The 18,913-nt window shown below is 66.9% G+C and carries 22 protein-coding genes; 18 read left to right on the top strand and 4 right to left on the bottom strand.

What is annotated here, in order from left to right; all coding sequences use genetic code 11:
* Positions 1–25 precede the first annotated feature (25 nt).
* The 11 genes from rpsF (at position 26) to CCS01_RS25850 (ending at position 9,290) form a co-directional block, all read left to right on the top strand.
* Positions 26–496 (top strand): 30S ribosomal protein S6, encoded by a 471-nt coding sequence (gene rpsF / locus CCS01_RS25895; protein ID WP_104521657.1) that lies wholly within the window; start codon positions 26–28, stop codon positions 494–496.
* A 6-nt stretch (positions 497–502) separates the two neighbouring features.
* Positions 503–775 (top strand): 30S ribosomal protein S18, encoded by a 273-nt coding sequence (rpsR, locus tag CCS01_RS25890; RefSeq protein ID WP_104521656.1) that lies wholly within the window; start codon positions 503–505, stop codon positions 773–775.
* A gap of 12 nt (positions 776–787) precedes the next feature.
* Positions 788–1,351, top strand: a complete 564-nt coding sequence (gene rplI / locus CCS01_RS25885) for a 50S ribosomal protein L9 (RefSeq protein WP_104521655.1) — start codon at positions 788–790, stop codon at positions 1,349–1,351.
* A gap of 151 nt (positions 1,352–1,502) precedes the next feature.
* Positions 1,503–2,759 carry an SAM-dependent methyltransferase gene (locus CCS01_RS25880; protein ID WP_104521654.1) on the top strand — a complete coding sequence of 419 codons (1,257 nt, stop codon included), beginning with the start codon at positions 1,503–1,505 and terminating at the stop codon, positions 2,757–2,759.
* Between the two features lie 102 nt (positions 2,760–2,861).
* Positions 2,862–3,713 carry an LLM class F420-dependent oxidoreductase gene (locus CCS01_RS25875; RefSeq protein WP_104521653.1) on the top strand — a complete coding sequence of 284 codons (852 nt, stop codon included), beginning with the start codon at positions 2,862–2,864 and terminating at the stop codon, positions 3,711–3,713.
* 198 nt (positions 3,714–3,911) lie between these two features.
* Entirely contained in the window at positions 3,912–4,088 is a 177-nt protein-coding gene (locus CCS01_RS33960) for a hypothetical protein (protein WP_158258601.1), read from the top strand.
* 616 nt (positions 4,089–4,704) lie between these two features.
* Positions 4,705–4,953, top strand: coding sequence for an AbrB/MazE/SpoVT family DNA-binding domain-containing protein (locus tag CCS01_RS25870; protein WP_104521652.1), 249 nt, complete (start codon positions 4,705–4,707; stop codon positions 4,951–4,953).
* Complete coding sequence (locus CCS01_RS25865) at positions 4,950–5,276, top strand: type II toxin-antitoxin system PemK/MazF family toxin (RefSeq protein ID WP_104521651.1); 327 nt, start codon at positions 4,950–4,952, stop codon at positions 5,274–5,276. The genes CCS01_RS25870 and CCS01_RS25865 overlap by 4 nt, the downstream gene beginning before the upstream one ends.
* A gap of 555 nt (positions 5,277–5,831) precedes the next feature.
* On the top strand, positions 5,832–7,331 hold the full coding sequence (locus tag CCS01_RS25860; protein ID WP_104521650.1) for a replicative DNA helicase: 1,500 nt from the start codon (positions 5,832–5,834) through the stop codon (positions 7,329–7,331).
* Positions 7,321–8,508 carry an alanine racemase gene (locus CCS01_RS25855; protein ID WP_104521649.1) on the top strand — a complete coding sequence of 396 codons (1,188 nt, stop codon included), beginning with the start codon at positions 7,321–7,323 and terminating at the stop codon, positions 8,506–8,508. The genes CCS01_RS25860 and CCS01_RS25855 overlap by 11 nt, the downstream gene beginning before the upstream one ends.
* On the top strand, positions 8,505–9,290 hold the full coding sequence (locus CCS01_RS25850; RefSeq protein WP_104521648.1) for an MlaE family ABC transporter permease: 786 nt from the start codon (positions 8,505–8,507) through the stop codon (positions 9,288–9,290). The genes CCS01_RS25855 and CCS01_RS25850 overlap by 4 nt, the downstream gene beginning before the upstream one ends.
* 171 nt (positions 9,291–9,461) lie before the next feature.
* Here CCS01_RS25850 and CCS01_RS25845 read toward each other — a convergent pair whose 3' ends face one another.
* From CCS01_RS25845 to CCS01_RS33955, 3 genes are all read right to left on the bottom strand, one after another.
* Positions 9,462–9,857: an HVO_A0114 family putative DNA-binding protein gene (locus tag CCS01_RS25845; protein WP_104521647.1), complete on the bottom strand. Its 396-nt coding sequence runs from the start codon at positions 9,855–9,857 to the stop codon at positions 9,462–9,464.
* Positions 9,854–10,132 carry a toxin-antitoxin system TumE family protein gene (locus tag CCS01_RS36235; RefSeq protein ID WP_408887511.1) on the bottom strand — a complete coding sequence of 93 codons (279 nt, stop codon included), beginning with the start codon at positions 10,130–10,132 and terminating at the stop codon, positions 9,854–9,856. Before CCS01_RS36235 ends, CCS01_RS25845 begins: the two co-directional genes overlap by 4 nt.
* Positions 10,133–10,219: 87 nt before the next feature.
* Positions 10,220–10,597, bottom strand: coding sequence for a DUF29 family protein (locus tag CCS01_RS33955; RefSeq protein ID WP_158258599.1), 378 nt, complete (start codon positions 10,595–10,597; stop codon positions 10,220–10,222).
* Between the two features lie 830 nt (positions 10,598–11,427).
* Between CCS01_RS33955 and fabD the strand changes: the two genes are divergently transcribed.
* From fabD to CCS01_RS25805, 7 genes are all read left to right on the top strand, one after another.
* The gene (gene fabD / locus CCS01_RS25835) at positions 11,428–12,390 is read left to right on the top strand and encodes an ACP S-malonyltransferase (protein ID WP_104521645.1); all 963 of its coding nucleotides are present in this window, start codon (positions 11,428–11,430) and stop codon (positions 12,388–12,390) included.
* Positions 12,391–12,405: 15 nt separating this feature from the next.
* Positions 12,406–13,143, top strand: coding sequence for a 3-oxoacyl-[acyl-carrier-protein] reductase (gene fabG / locus CCS01_RS25830; RefSeq protein ID WP_104521644.1), 738 nt, complete (start codon positions 12,406–12,408; stop codon positions 13,141–13,143).
* A 169-nt stretch (positions 13,144–13,312) separates the two neighbouring features.
* On the top strand, positions 13,313–13,549 hold the full coding sequence (locus tag CCS01_RS25825; RefSeq protein ID WP_104521643.1) for an acyl carrier protein: 237 nt from the start codon (positions 13,313–13,315) through the stop codon (positions 13,547–13,549).
* A 36-nt stretch (positions 13,550–13,585) separates the two neighbouring features.
* Complete coding sequence (fabF, locus tag CCS01_RS25820; RefSeq protein WP_104521642.1) at positions 13,586–14,848, top strand: beta-ketoacyl-ACP synthase II; 1,263 nt, start codon at positions 13,586–13,588, stop codon at positions 14,846–14,848.
* A 61-nt stretch (positions 14,849–14,909) separates the two neighbouring features.
* On the top strand, positions 14,910–16,007 hold the full coding sequence (mltG, locus tag CCS01_RS25815) for an endolytic transglycosylase MltG (RefSeq protein WP_239992396.1): 1,098 nt from the start codon (positions 14,910–14,912) through the stop codon (positions 16,005–16,007).
* 226 nt (positions 16,008–16,233) lie between these two features.
* The gene (locus CCS01_RS25810) at positions 16,234–17,538 is read left to right on the top strand and encodes an MFS transporter (protein ID WP_104521640.1); all 1,305 of its coding nucleotides are present in this window, start codon (positions 16,234–16,236) and stop codon (positions 17,536–17,538) included.
* 136 nt (positions 17,539–17,674) lie between these two features.
* Positions 17,675–17,926 carry a hypothetical protein gene (locus CCS01_RS25805; RefSeq protein WP_146101960.1) on the top strand — a complete coding sequence of 84 codons (252 nt, stop codon included), beginning with the start codon at positions 17,675–17,677 and terminating at the stop codon, positions 17,924–17,926.
* Between the two features lie 256 nt (positions 17,927–18,182).
* Here the strand turns inward: CCS01_RS25805 and CCS01_RS25800 are convergent, their stop codons facing one another.
* Positions 18,183–18,911 carry an SDR family NAD(P)-dependent oxidoreductase gene (locus tag CCS01_RS25800; RefSeq protein ID WP_104521638.1) on the bottom strand — a complete coding sequence of 243 codons (729 nt, stop codon included), beginning with the start codon at positions 18,909–18,911 and terminating at the stop codon, positions 18,183–18,185.
* Between the last annotated feature and the right edge of the window lie 2 nt (positions 18,912–18,913).

Below are 18,913 nucleotides of genomic sequence, written 5' to 3'. Positions count from 1 at the left end.
AGAGACAAGCCACAGGGGGTTCATCATGCCGCTTTATGAAACCGTGCTGATCGCACGGAATGATGTCACGCAGCAGCAGGTCGAGCAGATCGCCGACGACATCGGGTCCGAGCTGGAAACCGATGGCGGCGCGGTGAAGAAGCGCGAGTACTGGGGTCTGCGCAGCCTGGCCTACCGGATCAAGAAGAACCGCAAGGGCCACTACCTGTTCCTCGGCCTCGACGCCAAGCCCGCCTTCGTCACCGAGATGGAGCGCAAGCTCGGGCTCAATGAAGACGTGCTGCGCTTCATGACCGTGCGCGTCGACGAGATCGATGAAGCCCCGTCCGCCATCCTGTCGCGCAAGTCGGACGAGCGGGAGCGCACCTTCCGTGGTCCGAAGCCCGCCGGGCGCTTCGAAAGCGGCCGCCGCCGCGGCTTCGACGACCGTGAGGAGTTCCGTGCCCGCGACTCCTTCCAGGGTGAAGAATTCCGTCCTGGCGCCGTCGAGGAGTAAGCAGCCATGTCCGATACCGAAGTCAATCCCGCCGCCCGGCGCACCGCTGTCGGCGCCCGCCGCCCGTTCTACCGCCGCCGCAAGTCCTGCCCGTTCTCCGGCCCGAACGCGCCGAAGATTGACTACAAGGATGTCCGCCTGCTGTCCCGCTTCCTGTCCGAGCGCGGCAAGATCGTGCCGAGCCGCATCACCGCGGTGTCGGCCAAGAAGCAGCGCGAACTCGCGGTCGCCATCAAGCGCGCCCGGTTCCTGGCGCTGCTGCCCTACATCGTCGCGTAAGGAGCAGGAGACATGGCCGCCGTTGAACTGATCCTGCTGCAGCGCGTCGAGAAGCTGGGGCAGATGGGCGACAGGGTGAAGGTGAAGCCGGGCTATGCCCGCAACTGCCTCCTGCCGCAGAAGAAGGCGCTGCGCGCGAGCAAGGACAACATCGCCCGGTTCGAGCAGCAGCGCGCGCAGCTGGAAGCGCAGAACATCAAGCGCCGCGAGGAAGCCGAGCGGCTGGCCGAGCGTGTCGGCGGGCTGACCGTCGTCATCATCCGCCAGGCGGGTGAGTCGGGCAGCCTGTACGGCTCGGTGTCCGCGCGCGACATCGCCGACGCCGCCACCGCCGCCGGCCTGACCATCAGCCGCAGCCAGGTGGTGCTGGAGCACCCGATCAAGACCCTCGGCGTCGCCGCGGTCCGCGTCGCGCTGCATCCGGAAGTGTCGATCCCGGTTTCCGTCAACGTCGCCCGCAGCCCGGAAGAGGCCGAGCGCCAGGCCCGCGGCGAGCGTGCCGAGGCCCCGGCCGAGGAGGACGAGGAGCAGGCGCCGACCGCGGAACAAATTTTCGAGGGCGACACGCAAGCCTAGCCCGAAACGAAGGCGTTCTGTTCCAGAAACGGGACAGAACGCCTCATGGCACAAAGACTTGAACACTGGACGGCTGTCACCGGTTTGACAGGATCGCGCTACTGGTCCATGCTTGGCCCGATCGCCGGGTCAAGATCAGGATTCGGGTGCGATGCGAGTTGTTCTTGACGCCATTCTGCAGGGACTCATCACAGCCGGCCGGTTGACAGTTATCTGGCCGGATGGATCCCGTAAAACTTATGGCACCGATAATGAACCGCATGCCACCATGCGCCTGCGGGACTGGCAAACGGTACGCCGTTTGACGGCGACTCCGGCCCTGGCCACCGGCGAAGCCTACATGGATGGCACGCTGGTGCCCGAAGATGGCAGTATCTACGATGTGATGGACGTGGTGATGGCAAGCCTTGGGGACAATCCCAACGGCCATCCGCTGCTGCGGCTGCAGGAACTGCTCAGCGCCGCCGATCGGCGCCTGAGGCAGTACAATCCGATTGCAAGGTCGCAACGGAATGTCGCGCATCATTACGATCTCAACGGCCGGCTCTACAGTCTTTTTCTGGATCGTGATCGGCAATATTCCTGCGCCTATTTCCCAAGGGGCGACGAAACGCTGGAGGAAGCGCAGGCGGCGAAGAAACGTCACATCGCCGCGAAGCTGCTGCTGGACCGTCCGGGGCTGCGCGTGCTGGACATCGGCAGCGGCTGGGGCGGCATGGCGCTGACCCTGGCGCGCGATTATGGCGCACATGTCACCGGCATCACCCTCTCGCAGGAACAACTGACCGAATCCCGGGCGCGCGCGGCGGCGGAAGGGCTGCAGGACCGCGTGCGGTTCGAATTGATGGATTATCGTCAGGTCGATGAAACGTTCGACCGGATCGTCTCGGTTGGGATGTTCGAGCACGTTGGCATCAGCCACTACCATGAGTATTTCAACACGGTGGCCCGCTGCCTCGACGAGAGCGGGGTTGCCCTGATTCACGCTATCGGCCGTAGTGATGGACCGGGTGGTACTAACCCCTGGTTGCAGAAATATATCTTCCCCGGCGGCTATTCTCCGGCGCTGTCCGAGGTCCTGCTGCCGATTGAACGCAGTGGTCTGATGACCACCGATATCGAGATCCTGCGGATGCACTACGCCGAGACGTTGCGTCACTGGCGCCGCCGCTTCGCCGCCAACCGTGACGCGATCGCGACGCTGTACGACGAACGTTTCTGCCGTATGTTTGAATTCTATTTCTGCGTGTCGGAACTGACCTTCCGCTACCGCGGCCACATGGTCTGGCAGGCGCAGCTTGTCCATCGGCACGGGGTGGTGCCGATCACGCGGGATTATGTCACTGCCATGGAAGGCGCGCAGCCGGCAACGCACCCTGTCGCGGCCTCAAATCCGCTCCAGCGGTAGCGCGCCGGTGATGGCCTGCCGTGGCGGCAGGATTAACGGCGTCTCCTGATCGTGCCAGAGTACCGGCATAACGAGTACTGGCATAACAACAGGAGACGGGCCATGCATTTCGGCGCTTCGATGTTCCTCACCGATTATTCGATGACCCCGGCCGCGCTGGCGAAAGCGCTGGAGGAACGCGGCTTCGAGTCGGTCTGGGCGCCGGAGCACTCCCACATCCCGCTGTCGCGGCGCTCGCCGTGGCCGGGGGGAGGGGAGTTGCCGAAGATGTACTACGACGTGATGGACCCGTTCGTCACCCTGACTGCCGCCGCGGCCGCCACGAAGACGCTGAAGGTCGGCACCGGCGTCTGCCTGGTCAACCAGCGCGACCCGATCCAGACGGCGAAGCTGGTCGCCTCGATCGACCAGGTGTCGGCCGGGCGCTTCCTGTTCGGCATCGGCGTCGGCTGGAACGCCGAGGAGATGGAGAACCACGGCACCGTCTTCACCACCCGCGCCAAGCTGGTGCGCGAACGGATCGAGGCGATGAAGGCGATCTGGACCGAAACCAAGCCCGAATACCACGGCGAGTTCGTGAACTTCGACCCGATGATGACCTGGCCGAAGCCGGTGCAGCAGCCGCATCCGCCGGTGATCGTCGGCGGCGCCTTCCCGCACGGCGCCCGCCGCGCCGCCCGCTACGGCGACGGCTGGATTCCACTGGCGGGACGCCCGGGCTATGGCGACGTGTTCGAAACCGTGCCGAAGTTCCGCGAGATGCTGAAGGAAGCCGGCCGTGACCCGGCATCCTGTCCGGTCTCGGTGTTCGCCGCGTCCGAGGATGCCGACACGCTGAAGCGCTATCGCGACCTCGGCATCGACCGCGTGGCGGTCGCGCTGCCGGCCGAGAAAGAGGGCGTGGTGCTGCCCATCCTGGACCGCTGGGCGGCGCTGATCCGCGCGACAGGTTGAAGCAGGCCACAGATCGGTTGAGACAGGACGACCGCGCGCCGTCACCGTCATGTCCAAGCGCGAATGATAGGTAGCGGTCGGGAGACGATTGTTTGGCAATCACCCTGCAGCCATGTGGCCCGGCCCACAGACGATCGTCTTTGCCTTTGAAATAAAGCGACCGGCGCATGCCTTCATCCAGCGCCGGGAGAGGTCAACATGATGCAATCAAAGGTTATTTCGTCACCACGAGCGCTTAGCTTGGCAGAACTCGACCAGGTCGGCGGCGGTGCGCTTCCTGGTGTTGGGGTATGCAAGGACACCCCGAAGCCGAAGCCGGAAAATTCAGCCTTTGGCGGGGCAATGGTCGCATTGGCGATCGTCCTGCTGCTCTGACGGCTGCGTATGAGGTCCCAGCGGTGGTCGTCCCGCTGCTGGGCACCTTGCTGAGGGTTACGAAAGCCACCGGTGGGGAGCCCCACGAACTGTGGTGGACGAAGCTTTTGATCGGCATCAATTGCATGGTGTTGGCGCTGGGCAACGGCGTCAGGGAAGCCATCAGGGATCGCCTGCTGCAGCAAACCGCAGGTAGGTTGGGACAGGGCGACGGTGCACCGACAGCGTCATGGCCCGGCTTGTCCGGGCCACCTGTTCAAGCACCGATGCCGCGACAGGTGGCCCGGACAAGCCGGGCCATGACGGTGAAGACAGGCCGCGAAGACAGGCCGCCTGTGCGTCCCAACCGACCTGCGGTCTGCTGTAGTTCTCGGCAAAGCATGGACGGGTCACCCTTTCAGAAGCTCATGCAGCAGCCAGACACTCCCGATGAGGAAACCAGCAACTAGAGCCGTGTGCGGGTGATCCGCCAGCACGGTTCGGAGGGCGGGGAGGAAACTTCCCGACCCCTATCGGGCAAGGGCGCTCGAGCGCCAATTGAAGCGGTAATTTTGGCTCAGGCCCTTTACATCAAGGTCGCGGGTAGTTATATAAAAGTATAATTAGAGAGATGCCCATGTCCGTCACGCGGTTGCGGAAGGTAGGCGGATCGATCATGCTTCCGGTGCCGCCCGCCCTGCTGGATCAAGCCCGCCTGCACGCGGGATCGGAAGTCGAGATCACGCTCGTCGGCGACGTCATCGAGATCAAGGCGTCCCGGCCACGCTACACGCTTCAGGCCCTTCTGGATGGTTCCGATTATGCGCGGGATACGCGAGACGACGAATGGCTGGATTCGCCTCCAAGAGGACTGGAGGAACTGTGAACCGCGGCGAAATCTGGATGGTGGCGCTTGAGCCGACGTGCGGTCGCGAACGGCGCGGGCACCGGCCAGTACTGATTGTGTCACCCGACGCATTCAACGCGGTAACACGGCTGCCCGTCGTCCTGCCAATCACCAATGGCGGTGAGTTCGCGCGCCGGATCAGGTTTGCTGTGCCGCTGGCCGGCACCCAGACGACCGGCGTTGTCCGCTGCGATCAGCCGCGCGTACTGGATTTGCAGGATCGCGGCGGCCGGCTCCTTGAAACGGTTCCGGATGAGGTCGTGTTCGAAGTGCTCGCCAGGGTCGCCACGCTTTTTGAATAGCTCGCGTTATGCCGTAACGGGCGCCTTGTCCTGCAGCCGGAGCATGATCCTGCCCCCGCCCTGGCAGACCGGGTACACGACGCGCTTGCCGCCGACGAAATCGACGTCCGGCATCGCTCATAGTTCTCCGCGATAGTTCGCCACCGGCCGGTGCGGCCGGCCCACCCTGCATGGCCGGCGCGGCCGACCCACCCTGCATGAAAGTGTGGGACGGCCGGGCCAAACCCCCGCCACTCCGGCACCAGCCATCGGTTTGATCTCCATCATCCGAAACAGCGCGCATGCCATGGCTGCGGCGGCGACCTGGTCGTTGCCATGGGCCAGGACGAATTCGGCGGAAGCGTCTGACGTGCCGGCGGCAACCGCGGCCCGCCCAGCAGGAGTGCCTTATCGGTATCTTGTGATCCGGGAGCGGAGGGCAAAAAGCGAACCTCGCCGCGGCTGAATTCCAGCATTTTCCAGCTTGTTTTTCCGCCCGCGTTGCTCCCCGTTATCCACAGTTGTCCACAGGCCGAGGCCGCTGCACACGATCGCGGGCTGCGCTAATGTGCCTGCGTGAACACCATCGACCCGCCCCTGTTTGGCCTCTCCCACCGTCTCCCGCCCTCCAACCTTCAGGCGGAACAGGCGCTGCTCGGCGCCCTGCTCGCCAACAACAAGGCCTACGAGCGGGTCTCTGAATTCCTGGCGCCCGAGCACTTCGCCGATCCGATCCACGGTCGGATCTTCCAGGCGATCCAGCGACGGGTGGAGGCTGGACAACTCGCCGACGCGGTAACGCTGAAGGCCGAGTTCGAACACGCCGGCATCCTCGAGGAAGTCGGGGGTACCGCCTACCTGACGCAACTGCTCACCGCCATGGTCGGCATCATCAATGCCGGCGACTACGGACGCGCGGTGCACGACGCCTGGCTGCGGCGCCAGTTGATCGACGTCGGCGAGACCGTCGTCAACAACGCCTTCGGCGCCGACGCCGAGCTGGACGCCCCGCAGCAGATCGAGGCGGCCGAGCAGGCGCTGTTCCAGCTCGCCACCGAGGGCGGCAGCACCGGCGGCTTCGTCGCCTTCGAGCGCGCGCTGACCGAGGCGATCCTCGGCGCCGAGCGCGCCTTCCGCAAGCCCGGCGGCGTCTCCGGCCTGACCACCGGACTGCGCGACCTTGACACCAAGATGGGCGGCCTGCATCCGTCGGACCTGATCATCCTCGCCGGCCGCCCCGGCATGGGCAAGACGGCCCTGGCGACCAAGATCGCATTCGGCGCCGCCAAGGCGCTGCAGGCCGAGGGGCGGGCCGCAGATCCAAACGGCATGCCCAAGGCCAGCGTCGCCATCTTCTCGCTGGAAATGAGCGCCGAGCAGCTCGCCACCCGTCTGCTCAGCGAGGAAGCGCGCATCTCCGGCGACCGCATCCGCCGCGGCGACATCGGCCAGAAGGACTTCGACAAGTTCGTCCAGGTCTCGCGGGACATCGCCTCCCTGCCGATCCAGATCGACGACACGCCGGCGATCACCATGTCGGCGCTGCGCACCCGCTGCCGCCGGCTGAAGCGGACCAAGGGCTTGGCGCTGGTGGTGGTGGACTACCTCCAACTGATGCGCCCCGCCGCCGGCACAAGGCCCGAGAACCGCGTGCTGGAAATCAGCATGATCACCCAGGGCCTGAAGGCGCTGGCGAAGGAAATGGAGGTGCCGGTCATCGCCCTGTCGCAGCTCTCCCGCCAGGTGGAAAACCGCGAGGACAAGCGGCCGCAGCTTGCCGACTTGCGCGAATCGGGCTCGATCGAGCAGGACGCCGACGCGGTGATGTTCGTCTATCGCGACGAGTATTACCTCGAACAGAAGATGCCCAAGGAGGTCGGCTTCGAGGGCAGCGCGGAGAAGTTCAACGCCGCAATGGAAGACTGGCAGCAGCGCATGTCGAAGGCGCACAACCGGGCGGACCTGATCATCGCCAAGCAGCGCCACGGGCCCACCGGCACGATCCCGCTGCTGTTCGAGGGCGAGTTCACCCGCTTCGGCGACCTCGACCTCGTCCACACAGACTATGCCGGCTGACACGGCGCACGCCGTTCTCGACATCGACCTGGCTGCGGTCGTTGCCAACTGGCGGTCGCTGGCGGCGCGGCATCCGTCGGGTCGCGTCGCCGGCGTGATCAAGGCGGACGCCTACGGCCTGGGCGCCCGCCCGGTCGCCGCGGCGCTGTATGAAGCCGGCTGCCGGCACTTCTTCGTGGCCTACCTGGAGGAAGCGCTGGAGGTCCGCGACCTGCTGCCCGGCGCCATGATCGCCGTGCTGAATGGCCCGATCCCCGGCACCGAGGCGACGTATGTCGCCAACGACCTCACGCCGGTGCTGTGCTCCCTGGACGACATCGACCGCTGGCGGCGGGTGGCCGCAGAGCGCGCCCCATCCCCTCGTCATGGCCGGGCTTGTCCCGGCCATCCGCGCGTCAACGGCGGGGGGCGGATGGCCGGGACACGCCCGGCCATGACGAGGGGACGGGGACCTCACCCGGCGATCCTGCACGTCGATACCGGCATGAGCCGCCTGGGCCTGGATGCCGAGGCGATGGCGGCGCTGGCGGCCGACCCGGGCCGTCTCAACGGGGTGGCCATCCGCTATGTGATGTCGCACCTGATCGCCTCCGAGGTGGCGGACGATCCACTGAACCAGTTGCAACGCCGACGCCTGGCGGAGGCACGGGCGATGCTGCCGCCGGCGCCGCTGAGCCTGGCGAATTCCTCAGGCATTTTCCTCGGGTCGGAGTTCGCCTCCGACCTCGCCCGGCCGGGAGCGGCGCTGTACGGGATCAATCCGACGCCCGGGTGGCCGAATCCGATGCAGAGCGTCGTGCGCCTGCATGTGCGGGTGCTGGCCGTGCGGCAGGTGCCGGCCGGCGCCACCGTCGGCTACAACGCCACCTGGACCGCTGCGCGGCCGACGCGAATCGCCACCGCGGCGCTGGGCTACGCCGACGGCTACCACCGCAGTCTGTCCGGTCGCGCATCGGCGTGCTTTGACGGCACCCCCGTTCCGCTGGTAGGCCGCATCTCCATGGACCTGACCACATTCGACGTGACCGACCACCCCGCCGTGCAACCCGGTTGCTGGCTGGAGGTTCTTGGCCCGCATCTGTCGCCCGATGATGTCGCCGCCGCGGCCGGCACGAACGGGTATGAGGTGCTGACATCCCTCGGCCGCCGCTTTCAACGGGTGTATCGAACAGCGTGATTGCAACCTTGGATTTCCTGGCCGCGATCGGCCGACCGGTCATCGCCGTCAGCCGCGCGGCTGGCGCGCTGGCGCTGTTCGCGCTGAACGGGCTGTCGCACCTGTTTCGCCCGCCGCTGTACTGGCGCCTGTTCATCCGCTCGCTGTTCGACATCGGCTATTTCAGCCTGCCGGTGGTGGCGCTGACCGCAGTGTTCACCGGCATGGTGCTGGCGCTGCAATCCTATACCGGGTTCGCCCGGTTCTCCGCCCAGGGCGCGGTCGCCAACCTGGTGGTGCTGTCGATGACCCGCGAACTGGGGCCGGTGCTGGCCGGCCTGATGGTCGCCGGCCGCGTTGGCGCCGCCATGGCCGCCGAGATCGGCACCATGCGCGTCACCGACCAGATCGACGCACTGTCCACCCTGTCCACAAACCCGATGAAATACCTGGTGGCGCCGCGGCTGCTGGCCGGGGTCATCGCCCTGCCGGCACTGGTCGTGGTAGCCGACATCCTGGGCGTGCTGGGCGGCTTCATCGTCTCCACCCTGAAGCTGGGCTTCAACGCCGAGACCTACCTGATCAACACGATCAACTTCCTCGAGACCCAGGACGTGGTGTCGGGCCTGGTGAAGGCGGCGGTGTTCGGCTTCATCATCGCGCTGATGGGCTGCTTCCAGGGCTACAACAGCAAGGGCGGCGCCCAGGGCGTGGGGTCGGCGACCACCTCGGCGGTGGTGAGCGCGTCGATCCTGATCCTGGCGTTCGACTACGTGCTGACCGAGATGTTCTTCGCGCGGTAGTCTCCGCCGCCATGGCTTTCCCCCGACTTGTTCGGGGGATCGTCCGGGCCACTTGTCGCGGCACGGGTTTGCGACGCCCGCATTGGGCGATGCCTGCGTGTCACGATCGGAGCATGATCGATTTGGGTTGACCCGGCCAGGTGGCAGCAACAGTCAAGTCGCTGATCGCCATCAGACCTGGTTGACCACGGTGTCGGCGTGGGGATCTGGAGCACCACACTCTTCCTGGCTGGGGTCATCCTCGCCGTCCCAGCTTACCATCAACGTGGTGCCCCGTTGCTCCAGCAGGCCGGCATCCAGCAGGGCCTGCACATCGTGGTGCATGTTCGCGTAGCTGCGTTCAAGCCCTTCCGCGAGGGCGCGTATGCTCGGGACGGTGCGGCGATCATGGATATACTGCATCAGCCTCATGCGGGCGGCGGTCATGATTCCGAAAAACGCGCCGGCATCCGTGAACGTGATATGCGTGTCCGCATCCTCGCCGCGTTCAGCTCGTTCCAGCGCATATTGCAGGCGCAGGTCGTCGGGGATACCCAGGCCACCGATGCGAAAGAGCAACTTGCTCATCTCGGGATTTCCCTCATATGTGAGAGGATTTCGAAATCCCCCAGTAACTTGTCAAGAATTTTGAAATCGTAGGGGAACTCCTCGTCCCCAAGATGAAAGTGGTCGCCTTTGCCTCGTTCGTTGTCGAAACCTACGATCCGTCCCCCGGTGGGGCGGTAATAGAGCCGGTATTTGTACCGATGTGTGCATGCTTTACACTGACCGTTGGGCGGCCGGCATCTCAGCCTCAGGGTGGCTACCCGGGAAAAGCCCGGGCACAGGTTCCGGGCCGCCATCCACGCCTTTCCGCGGCATCAAAACCGTCAGGCGCAAATGGCGGGTTTCCCGCCTTCGCCGGGGACATGCGTCGCCTGGCATGATCGTCAGAGTTGCGGAAACCAGTCGTTGACCACCTGATTGACGTCATATCGCAGCCCGTCCAGCGGCACGCACGGCGTCTCACTGTGGCGCGCCAGGGCAGACGCGGCCAGTTTCAGCGCCCGCGGCAACTGCTCAGCGACGGCTGTCTCAAGCGTCGGCCTCAGGCTCGGGCTGCTCTGCAGCAGATCCTGAATGTCGGCCCGGGCGCGTGATACCGTGTCCTGCCACCCGGCACGCCGAGCGACAGCCGGAGAGGTTTCCAGCCTGGCGAAATGTTCGAGAATGGTCCTGACATGGCCCGCCAGACTGCGGCGTTCAGACTGGCCCACGCTCTCGACCGCCGAGGCAACATTCTCCCAATCGATCAGGTCGTTGACCATCCCGCCGGTAATAGGGGCAAAACCCCGGGCGAATTTGGTGATTGCCCATATCGTTCCGCAGTTGGATGCCAAAAAAATGGCGGAATTCCGTGCCTGTCGTCCCAGTTTCGAGCGTATGCTGCACATGCGTGCCCGGGGTTTTGCCCCTATTACTCCCGCCGGCCGCGACGCGTCGCAGCAGGGCTGCCTGCGGTTCGGACCAGGACAGGACATCGACATCCTAACCGACCGTGGCACCCGAAGGGGGGCGAACCATTTGTGGCGTCAAGTATCCTGGTCATGCATTACGCCCCTTCGCTCGCACACCGCTCAGATGATGGCATGAGGCGACTATACAACGAGATCAGCGGATCTCGTCGTTGCGTCGAGTCCGGCCGCTCGCCGGCCTGGTAATGTCGATGGCCACCGCGATCGCCCGATGCCGTACTTCGCCCCGGTGACGACCGTGACCTTTTCATCAGGGCAGGGCCGCGCCCGGCGCTCACCGGACCGGCCGAGCGATCCGGCGGCCCAGGCAGCGGCCGCCCGTGCAGAACCCACGGTTCCGCATCGACCTGGAACCGAGTCGGGCGGATCTGGCCCGGTGTGGCGGCAAGCAAAGCCATTCCGGCGGCAATACCACCGTCCAGCAGCAGGCCGCGCGGCAGCGGATCAGCCTCGCCGGCTCGCCGGTCCGGTCATTCCTGCCTGCATGATGCCTTTTCCTCAGGATTTCCGCTCGCGGAGGCATGAACCGGCCCCACCTCCGGCCAAAAACCGCCGCGTATTCCTTGACAGTCCCGTAACCCGCCGCTACGCCCCCGCGCCAACGTCTCCGAGAGTCATCGCGCATGCCGGTTTACGCGTTCATCTTCCCGGGCCAGGGCAGCCAGGCCGTCGGCATGGGCCGCGACCTTGCCGCGGCCTTCCCCATCGCCCGGGAACTGTTTCAGGAAGTCGACGACACCCTGAACCAGAAGCTGTCCAAGCTGATGTTCGAAGGCCCGGGCGAGGAACTGACCCTGACCGAGAACACCCAGCCCGCGCTGATGGCGCATTCGCTGGCCGTGCTGCGCGTGCTGGAAAAGGAAGGCGGGATCACCATCCCGAATAAGGCCTTCGTCGTCGCCGGCCATTCGCTGGGCGAATACACCGCGCTTGCCGCCGCCGGCGCGTTCAGCGTCGCCGACGCCGCGCGGCTGCTGAAGCTGCGCGGCCAGTCGATGCAGAAGGCGGTGCCGGCCGGCGAGGGCGCCATGGCCGCCCTGCTGGGCGCCGACATGAACCAGGCCCACGAAATCTGCGCCGAGGCCGCCCCGCTGCCCGACGCCGAGGGCAGCGAAGTCATTCAGCCCGCCAACGACAACGGCGGCGGCCAGGTGGTGATCTCCGGCCATCGCGGCGCCATCGAGCGCGCGATCGAGATCGCCAAGGCCAAGGGCATCAAGCGCGCCATGCTTCTGCCGGTCTCCGCCCCGTTCCATTGCGCGCTGATGGCGCCCGCCGCCGACGCCATGGCGGAAGCCCTGGACAAGACCCGTCCGCACGTGCCGTCCGTGCCGGTGGTCGCCAATGTCTCGGCGGAGCGCGAATCCGATCCCGACCGCATCCGCTCGCTGCTGGTGCAACAGGTCACCGCCACCGTCCGCTGGCGCGAGAGCGTCGCCGCGATGACCGAGATGGGCATCGACCGCTTCGTCGAGCTTGGCGCCGGCAAGGTGCTGAGCGGGCTGATCAAGCGCATCGCGCCTGACGCCGCCGGCATTGCCGCCGGCACCCCGGCGGACATCGAGGCGGTCCTGAAGAGCTTCTGAGGGAAGGAATCCCCCATGTTTCGTTTGGACGGCAAGACCGCCCTGGTCACCGGCGCCTCCGGCGGCATCGGCGCCGCCATCGCCCGTGCGCTGCACGCCCAGGGCGCCACCGTCGCCCTGTCGGGCACCCGCCGCGACGCCCTGGGGGCTCTGGCGATCGAATTGCGGGAACGTGCGCATGTCTGCCCGGCGGACCTGCGCGACCCGGCCGAGGCCGAAAAGCTGGTCGAGGCCGCGGAAGCCGCCATGGGCCCGCTGCACATCCTGGTCAACAACGCCGGCATGACCAAGGACATGCTGGCGCTGCGCATGTCCGACGAGGACTGGCAGGCGGTGCTGGACGTGGACCTGTCGGCGCCGTTCCGCCTGGCCCGCGCCGCGCTGCGCGGCATGGTGCGCCGCCGCGCCGGCCGCATTATCAACATTTCCTCCATCGTCGGCGCCACCGGCAATGCCGGCCAGGCCAACTATGCCGCCGCCAAGGCCGGCATGGTCGGCATGACCAAGGCCCTGGCGCAGGAAGTCGCCTCCCGCGGGATCACCATCAACGTCGTCGCCCCGGGCTTCGTGGTCACCGCGATGACCGACGCGCTGGGCGAGGCGCAACGCACCAAGCTGTCCGAGTCCATTCCGCTGCGGCGGCTGGGCCAGCCTGCTGACATCGCCGCCGCGGTCGCCTATCTGGCGTCTGAGGAGGCCGGGTGGGTCACTGGCGCCACACTGCACGTGAATGGCGGGATGGCGATGATCTAGTCCCGGCGCCACGATGCGCTGACCTTTCCCGTTCGCGGGAAACCATGCTAAGCGCCCCGGGCCACGTCTGGCGCGGGATCGCTTCGTGCACCGGGACAAGGCGCCGGTTGCGAACAAAAACCGGACGTAAAACCACTGTCGAGACAATAGTTCAGGAGTTGCCGAGCCGATGAGCGATGTTGCCGCAAAGATCAAGCAGATCGTCGTTGAACACCTGGGTGTGGACGAAGCCAAGGTGACGCCGGAAGCGTCCTTCATCGACGACCTGGGCGCCGACAGCCTCGACACCGTCGAGCTGGTGATGGCGTTCGAGGAAGCCTTCAACGTGGAAATCCCTGAGGATGCGGCCGAGAAGATCGCAACCGTTCAGGATGCCATCGATTACATCACCAAGCAGAGCAAGTAAGAGCCGCTTGCGACAGTTGCGAAAGGGCGTGCTGCGATGCGTCGAGTAGTGGTGACGGGCATGGGGATCGCCTGTCCCCTTGGTGTGGGCGTCGAGCATGTCTGGCGCCGCCTGATCAACGCCGAGTCCGGCATCAGCGCCATCACGGCGTTCGATGCCAAGGATCTGTCCTGCCAGGTGGCGGGCCAGGTGCCCGCTGGCACCAGGGCCACTGGCGGTCTGGACGTCAACGAATGGGTTCCGGTCAAGGACCAGAAGAAGATGGATCGCTTCATCCATCTCGGTCTGGTTGCCGCCACGGAAGCCGTCGAGGACTCCGGCTGGACCCCTGAAACCGAAGACGACCGTTGCGCCACCGGCGTGATGATCGGCTCCGGCATCGGCGGGCTCGAGACGATCTTCAACGCCTCGATCCAGGTGCACGAGGGCAAGGCGAAGCGGCTGTCGCCGTTCTTCATCCCGTCGGCGCTGGGCAACCTCGCCTCGGGCCACGTTTCCATCAAGTACGGGTTCAAGGGGCCGAACCATTCGGTCGTGACGGCCTGCGCCACCGGCGTGCACGCCATCGGCGACGCCTCCCGCCTGATCGCCCTGGGCGATGCCGACGTCATGGTCGCCGGCGGCGCGGAAGCGACCGTCTGCGCCCTGGGCATCGCCGGCTTCTGCGCCTCCCGCGCGCTGTCCACCGGCTTCAACGACCGTCCGCAGGCGGCCTCGCGTCCCTGGGACAAGAATCGCGATGGCTTCGTGATGGGCGAGGGCGCGGGGTGCCTCGTGCTGGAAGAGTACGAACACGCCCGCAAGCGCGGCGCGAAGATCTATTCCGAGATCTCCGGCTACGGCATGTCGGGCGACGCCTACCACATCACCGCGCCGGCCGAGGGCCATGACGGCGCCTTCCGCTCGATGAAGGCGGCGATGCGCAGCGGCGGCTATGGCCCGGGCGACATCCAGTACGTCAACGCGCATGGCACCTCCACCCCGCTGGGCGACGACCTGGAGCTGGAAGCGGTCGAGCGGCTGTTCGGCGACGCGGCGCATGGCCTCGCCATGTCGTCCACCAAGTCGGCCACCGGCCACCTGCTGGGCGCGGCTGGCGCGATCGAGGCGATTTTCTCGATCCTGGCGATCCGCGACAGCGTGGCGCCGCCGACACTGAACCTCGATGAGCCGAGCCGGCAGAGCGTGATCGACCGGGTGGCGAAGGAAGCGCAGCAGCGGCGCATCCGGGTCGCCCTGTCGAACAGCTTCGGGTTCGGTGGCACGAACGCCTCTGTCATCTTCCGCGCCCCTGGCTGAGCCTGGCCCCCCGGAGGTTCCCCCAGAGGGCACCAGTCCCGGGGGCACGGGTCCAGAGGGCATGGGTCCAGGGGGCACTGGTCCAGGGGACACCAGCCCGGAGGACACCAGCCCGGAGGACACCAGCCCGGGGGACACCGGCTCGCGCGGCGGTGGGCGGTCCGGGCGGCTGGCCCGGGCGTTCCGTGCTGTCGCCCTGACGGTTGGCGCGCTCGGCGTGGTAACGGCCGGGAGCGCCTATGGATGGCGCATTGTGATGGATGCGCCCGGTCCCCTGCCGGAAGCCCGCGCGGTGGTCGTGCAGCACGGCAGCAGCGCCCAGCTTGGCAGGGCCCTCGCTGCCAGCCAGGTGATCCGCGAGCCGTTGTTGTTTCGTGCCGTCGCCTTCCTGACCCAGGGCCGGGGAACGCTGCACGCCGCCGAGTTTGCCTTTCCCCGGCATGCGTCGCTGCGCCAGGTGCTGGGCATCCTGCGGTTCGGGCATCCGGTTGAACATCACCTGACGATCGCCGAGGGCCTGACCGCACAGCAGATCGCCGGCGTGCTGCAGCGCGCCGACGCGCTGACCGGCAGCGTGCCGTCCGTCCCGGAAGGCAGCATCCTGCCGCAGACCTACGACTACACCTATGGGGCCGACCGTGCCGGCCTGATTGCCCGTGCCCAGGCGGCGCTTGACAAGGCCCTGGCGGCGATATGGTCCGATCGCGCGCCGGACCTGCCGCTGTCGAGCCCGCGCGACGCGCTGATCCTGGCCAGCATCGTGGAGCGGGAAACCGCGAAACCGGACGAGCGGGCGCATGTCGCGGCGGTCTATCTGAACCGGCTGCGGCTGGGGATGCGGCTCCAGGCGGATCCCACCGTGGCCTATGCGGCCAGCGGCGGGTCCGGCGTGCTGGATCACCCGCTGACCCGGTCGGACCTGGAACTCGACAATCCCTACAACACCTACCGCAATCCCGGCCTGCCGCCGGGGCCAATCTGCGCGCCGGGCGAGGCCAGCCTGTGGGCGGTGACCCATCCGATGAGCAGCGGCGACCTGTATTTCGTTGCCGACGGTACCGGCGGGCATGTGTTCTCCCGGACCTACGAGGCGCATGACAGCGCCGTTGTCCGCTGGCGGGCCCTGCAGTCCGCCTCGCCGCACGGCCGCCCGGACTGACCGCGGCGGCGCTGGCCTCGGGTGGCATTACGGCTCGCCATCACAACGCATCATGCCACAGGTGGCCGCGGATGCACGATGGCAACCCTATTCGATGCAGCTCAAGCTCAAATGATCCACCTCTCCGGCGTAACCGTTATCCCGGGCGATTGACCGGCGGGTTGCCGCTGTCTATTGCCGGGTAGCGGCGGATACCGGACCGTAGTCGCCCGGGGGAAACGGGTTCATGGATACGATTGAAAAACGCACGCTGGCCAAGGTTTCCTGGCGGCTCGTGCCGTTCCTGATGCTGTGCTATTTCATCGCCTACCTCGACCGGGTCAACGTCAGCGTCGCCGCGTTGACCATGAACAAGGACCTGGCCATCTCGGCGACCGCCTATGGCTTCGGCGCCGGCGTCTTCTTCTTCAGCTACTTCATCTTCGAGGTGCCGTCGAACCTCGCGCTGGAGCGCTTCGGGGCGCGCCGGTGGATTGCGCGGATCATGCTGACCTGGGGCCTGCTGTCCGGCGCGATGGCACTGGTCCGCGGCGAGTACAGCTTCTACCTGGTCCGGGTGCTGCTGGGCGCTGCCGAGGCCGGCTTCTTCCCCGGCATCATCTTCTACCTGACGCTGTGGTTCCCCGGCTCCTACCGCGCCCGCATCGTCGGTTGGTTCATGGCGGCCATCCCGCTGTCCTCGGTGCTGGGCCTGCCGATTTCCGGCCTGATCCTGGGCATGCACGGCCTTGGCGGCCTCGCCGGGTGGCAATGGCTGTTCGTCATCGAGGCGGCGCCGGCGCTGATCCTGGCCGGCGCCGTCTGGTTCTACCTGACCGATCGGCCGGAGGACGCGCACTGGCTGGACCCGGAGGAGCGCACCTGGCTGGCCCGCCGCCTGGCCCAGGAAGCGCAGCAGAAGCAAGAGGTCCATGGCATCAGCGTCGCGCAGGCGCTGTTCAACCCGAAGGTGCTGGCGCTGTCGCTGGTGTATTTCGGCGCGGTGGCGGCGAACTACGGCATCGCCTTCTGGCTGCCGCAGATCGTCAAGGGATTTGGCCTGTCAAATGCGGCGACCGGTTTCGTCTCGGCCGTTCCCTATGTCGTCGGCGCCATCGGCATGGTGCTGTGGAGCCGCAGCTCCGATGAAAGGATGGAGCGGAAGGGGCATACTGCCGTCGCCTTCCTGATCGCCGCCGCCGGCATCGCCGGATCGACGCTGGTGAGCGACCCGACGCTAAAAATGGTCGCCCTGTCCATCGGCGCGTTCGGGGTGTTCGCGGTGCTGCCGGTGTTCTGGACCTTCCCGACCGCGTTCCTGCACGGCGCCGCCGCGGCAGCGGGCATCGCGGTGATCAACTCCGTCGGCAACCTGGCCGGGTTCTTCGGGCCGTTCATCATGGGCTGGCTGAAGGACCTGACCGGCAATTTCGCCTCCGGCCTGTGGGCCATCGCCGCCTGCGCGGTGATGGGCATGGTGATCGTGCTGCTGCTGCGGCACGACACGCACCTGGAGAAGGCGCCGCCGCACGCGATGCCGGCGGCGGAGTAGGGGCGGCACGCGGGCGGCCTGGCCGGTGCAGGCCAGGCCGCCCGGATGCGGCCAATCCGTTCATGCCGCCGCCGCCTGCCGCGCCTCGGGTTGACCGGCAGCTGTTCAGACAAATGCGCGATAGCGAGAAACCCGGGTGCGTACAGCCGTTTCCAGCCGTATGGAAGTCATCCGCTACGTCCTCCCGCATATGCTGGCCGGCTGCCTCGGCGGCGTCGTGGCGTCGGTCGGGCTGGTGATGACCAACCTCGGCTCGTTGCGTGACCTGATGATGCACACCCAGGGCGGATGGCTGGCCTTCGCGCTGCTGACCTTTGGGATGGTGGTGACATTCGGCTCGGCCGCCATCGGCGGCGCGATCATGAGCATCCAGTACCCAAAGGAGTAAGGCGCGTGGCCGACGGCGCTAACCGCCCCTTGCGTCATGGCAGGGGAAGGCCCGCCATCCACGCCTTACGGTGCAGGTTCAGACAAAGGCGTGGATGGTGGGCCTTCGCCCACCATGACGGGGTGGGAACGACCGTGCTTCGCACCCTGCTGTCCCGGAGCAAACCGCGGGTCGGTTGAGACAGGCCGCCTCTGCGTCCCAACACACCTGTGGCCTGCTCTGGTGCCTATAGGCGTTGCGCCCGCGGCCGCCCGGCCTAAACCGTTGCCGGCGCCGCCTGATCAGCCACGGCCAGCATTGCGTGCCGCTGTTCCGACGGCAGGCACAGCGCCGCCAGCGCCGGCGCCACCGCCTCGGGCAGGGGCAGCGCGGAGCGGTCCTCGCCGGGGAAGGCGTTCAGCCGCATGCGGGTCGCCACCGGGCCCGGATCGAACAGGTTCACCCGCAGCGGCGTGTTCGCCAGCTCCTGCGCCCAGGTCAGCACCAGGTGCTCCATGCCCGCCTTGGTCGCGCCCATCGCGCCCCAGTACGCCCGCGGCTCCCGTGCCCGGCTTTCCGTCACGAACACCGCCCGGCCCGCCGGCGCCTGGCGCAGCAGCGGATCGCAGGTGCGGATCAGCCGCCAGCTTGCGGTCATGTGCACCGCGACCACCTCGGCCCAGTCCTTCGGCTGGATATGGCCCACCGGGGTCAGCTTCCCGAGCGTTCCGGCATTGTGCACCAGGATGTCCAGCCGCCCGAAGCGCTGGAACAGCGTCGGCCCGATGGCGTCGATCTGGTCCACCTCCTTCAGGTCGAGCGGCAGCAAGGTCGCGCTGCTGCCGGCGGCGCGGATCGCGTCGTCGGTTTCCTCCAGCCCGCCCTGGGTCCGTCCGGTGATCACCACATGCGCGCCGTGCCGGGCCAGTTCCGCCGCCACCGCCGCGCCAATGCCGCGGCTGGCGCCGGTGACCAGCGCCACCGCGCCCTCAAGTTCCTTCGTCATCC

This window comes from Rhodopila globiformis (genome assembly GCF_002937115.1).
Classification (GTDB): domain Bacteria; phylum Pseudomonadota; class Alphaproteobacteria; order Acetobacterales; family Acetobacteraceae; genus Rhodopila; species Rhodopila globiformis.
This window is presented reverse-complemented; position numbering and strand designations above follow the sequence as displayed.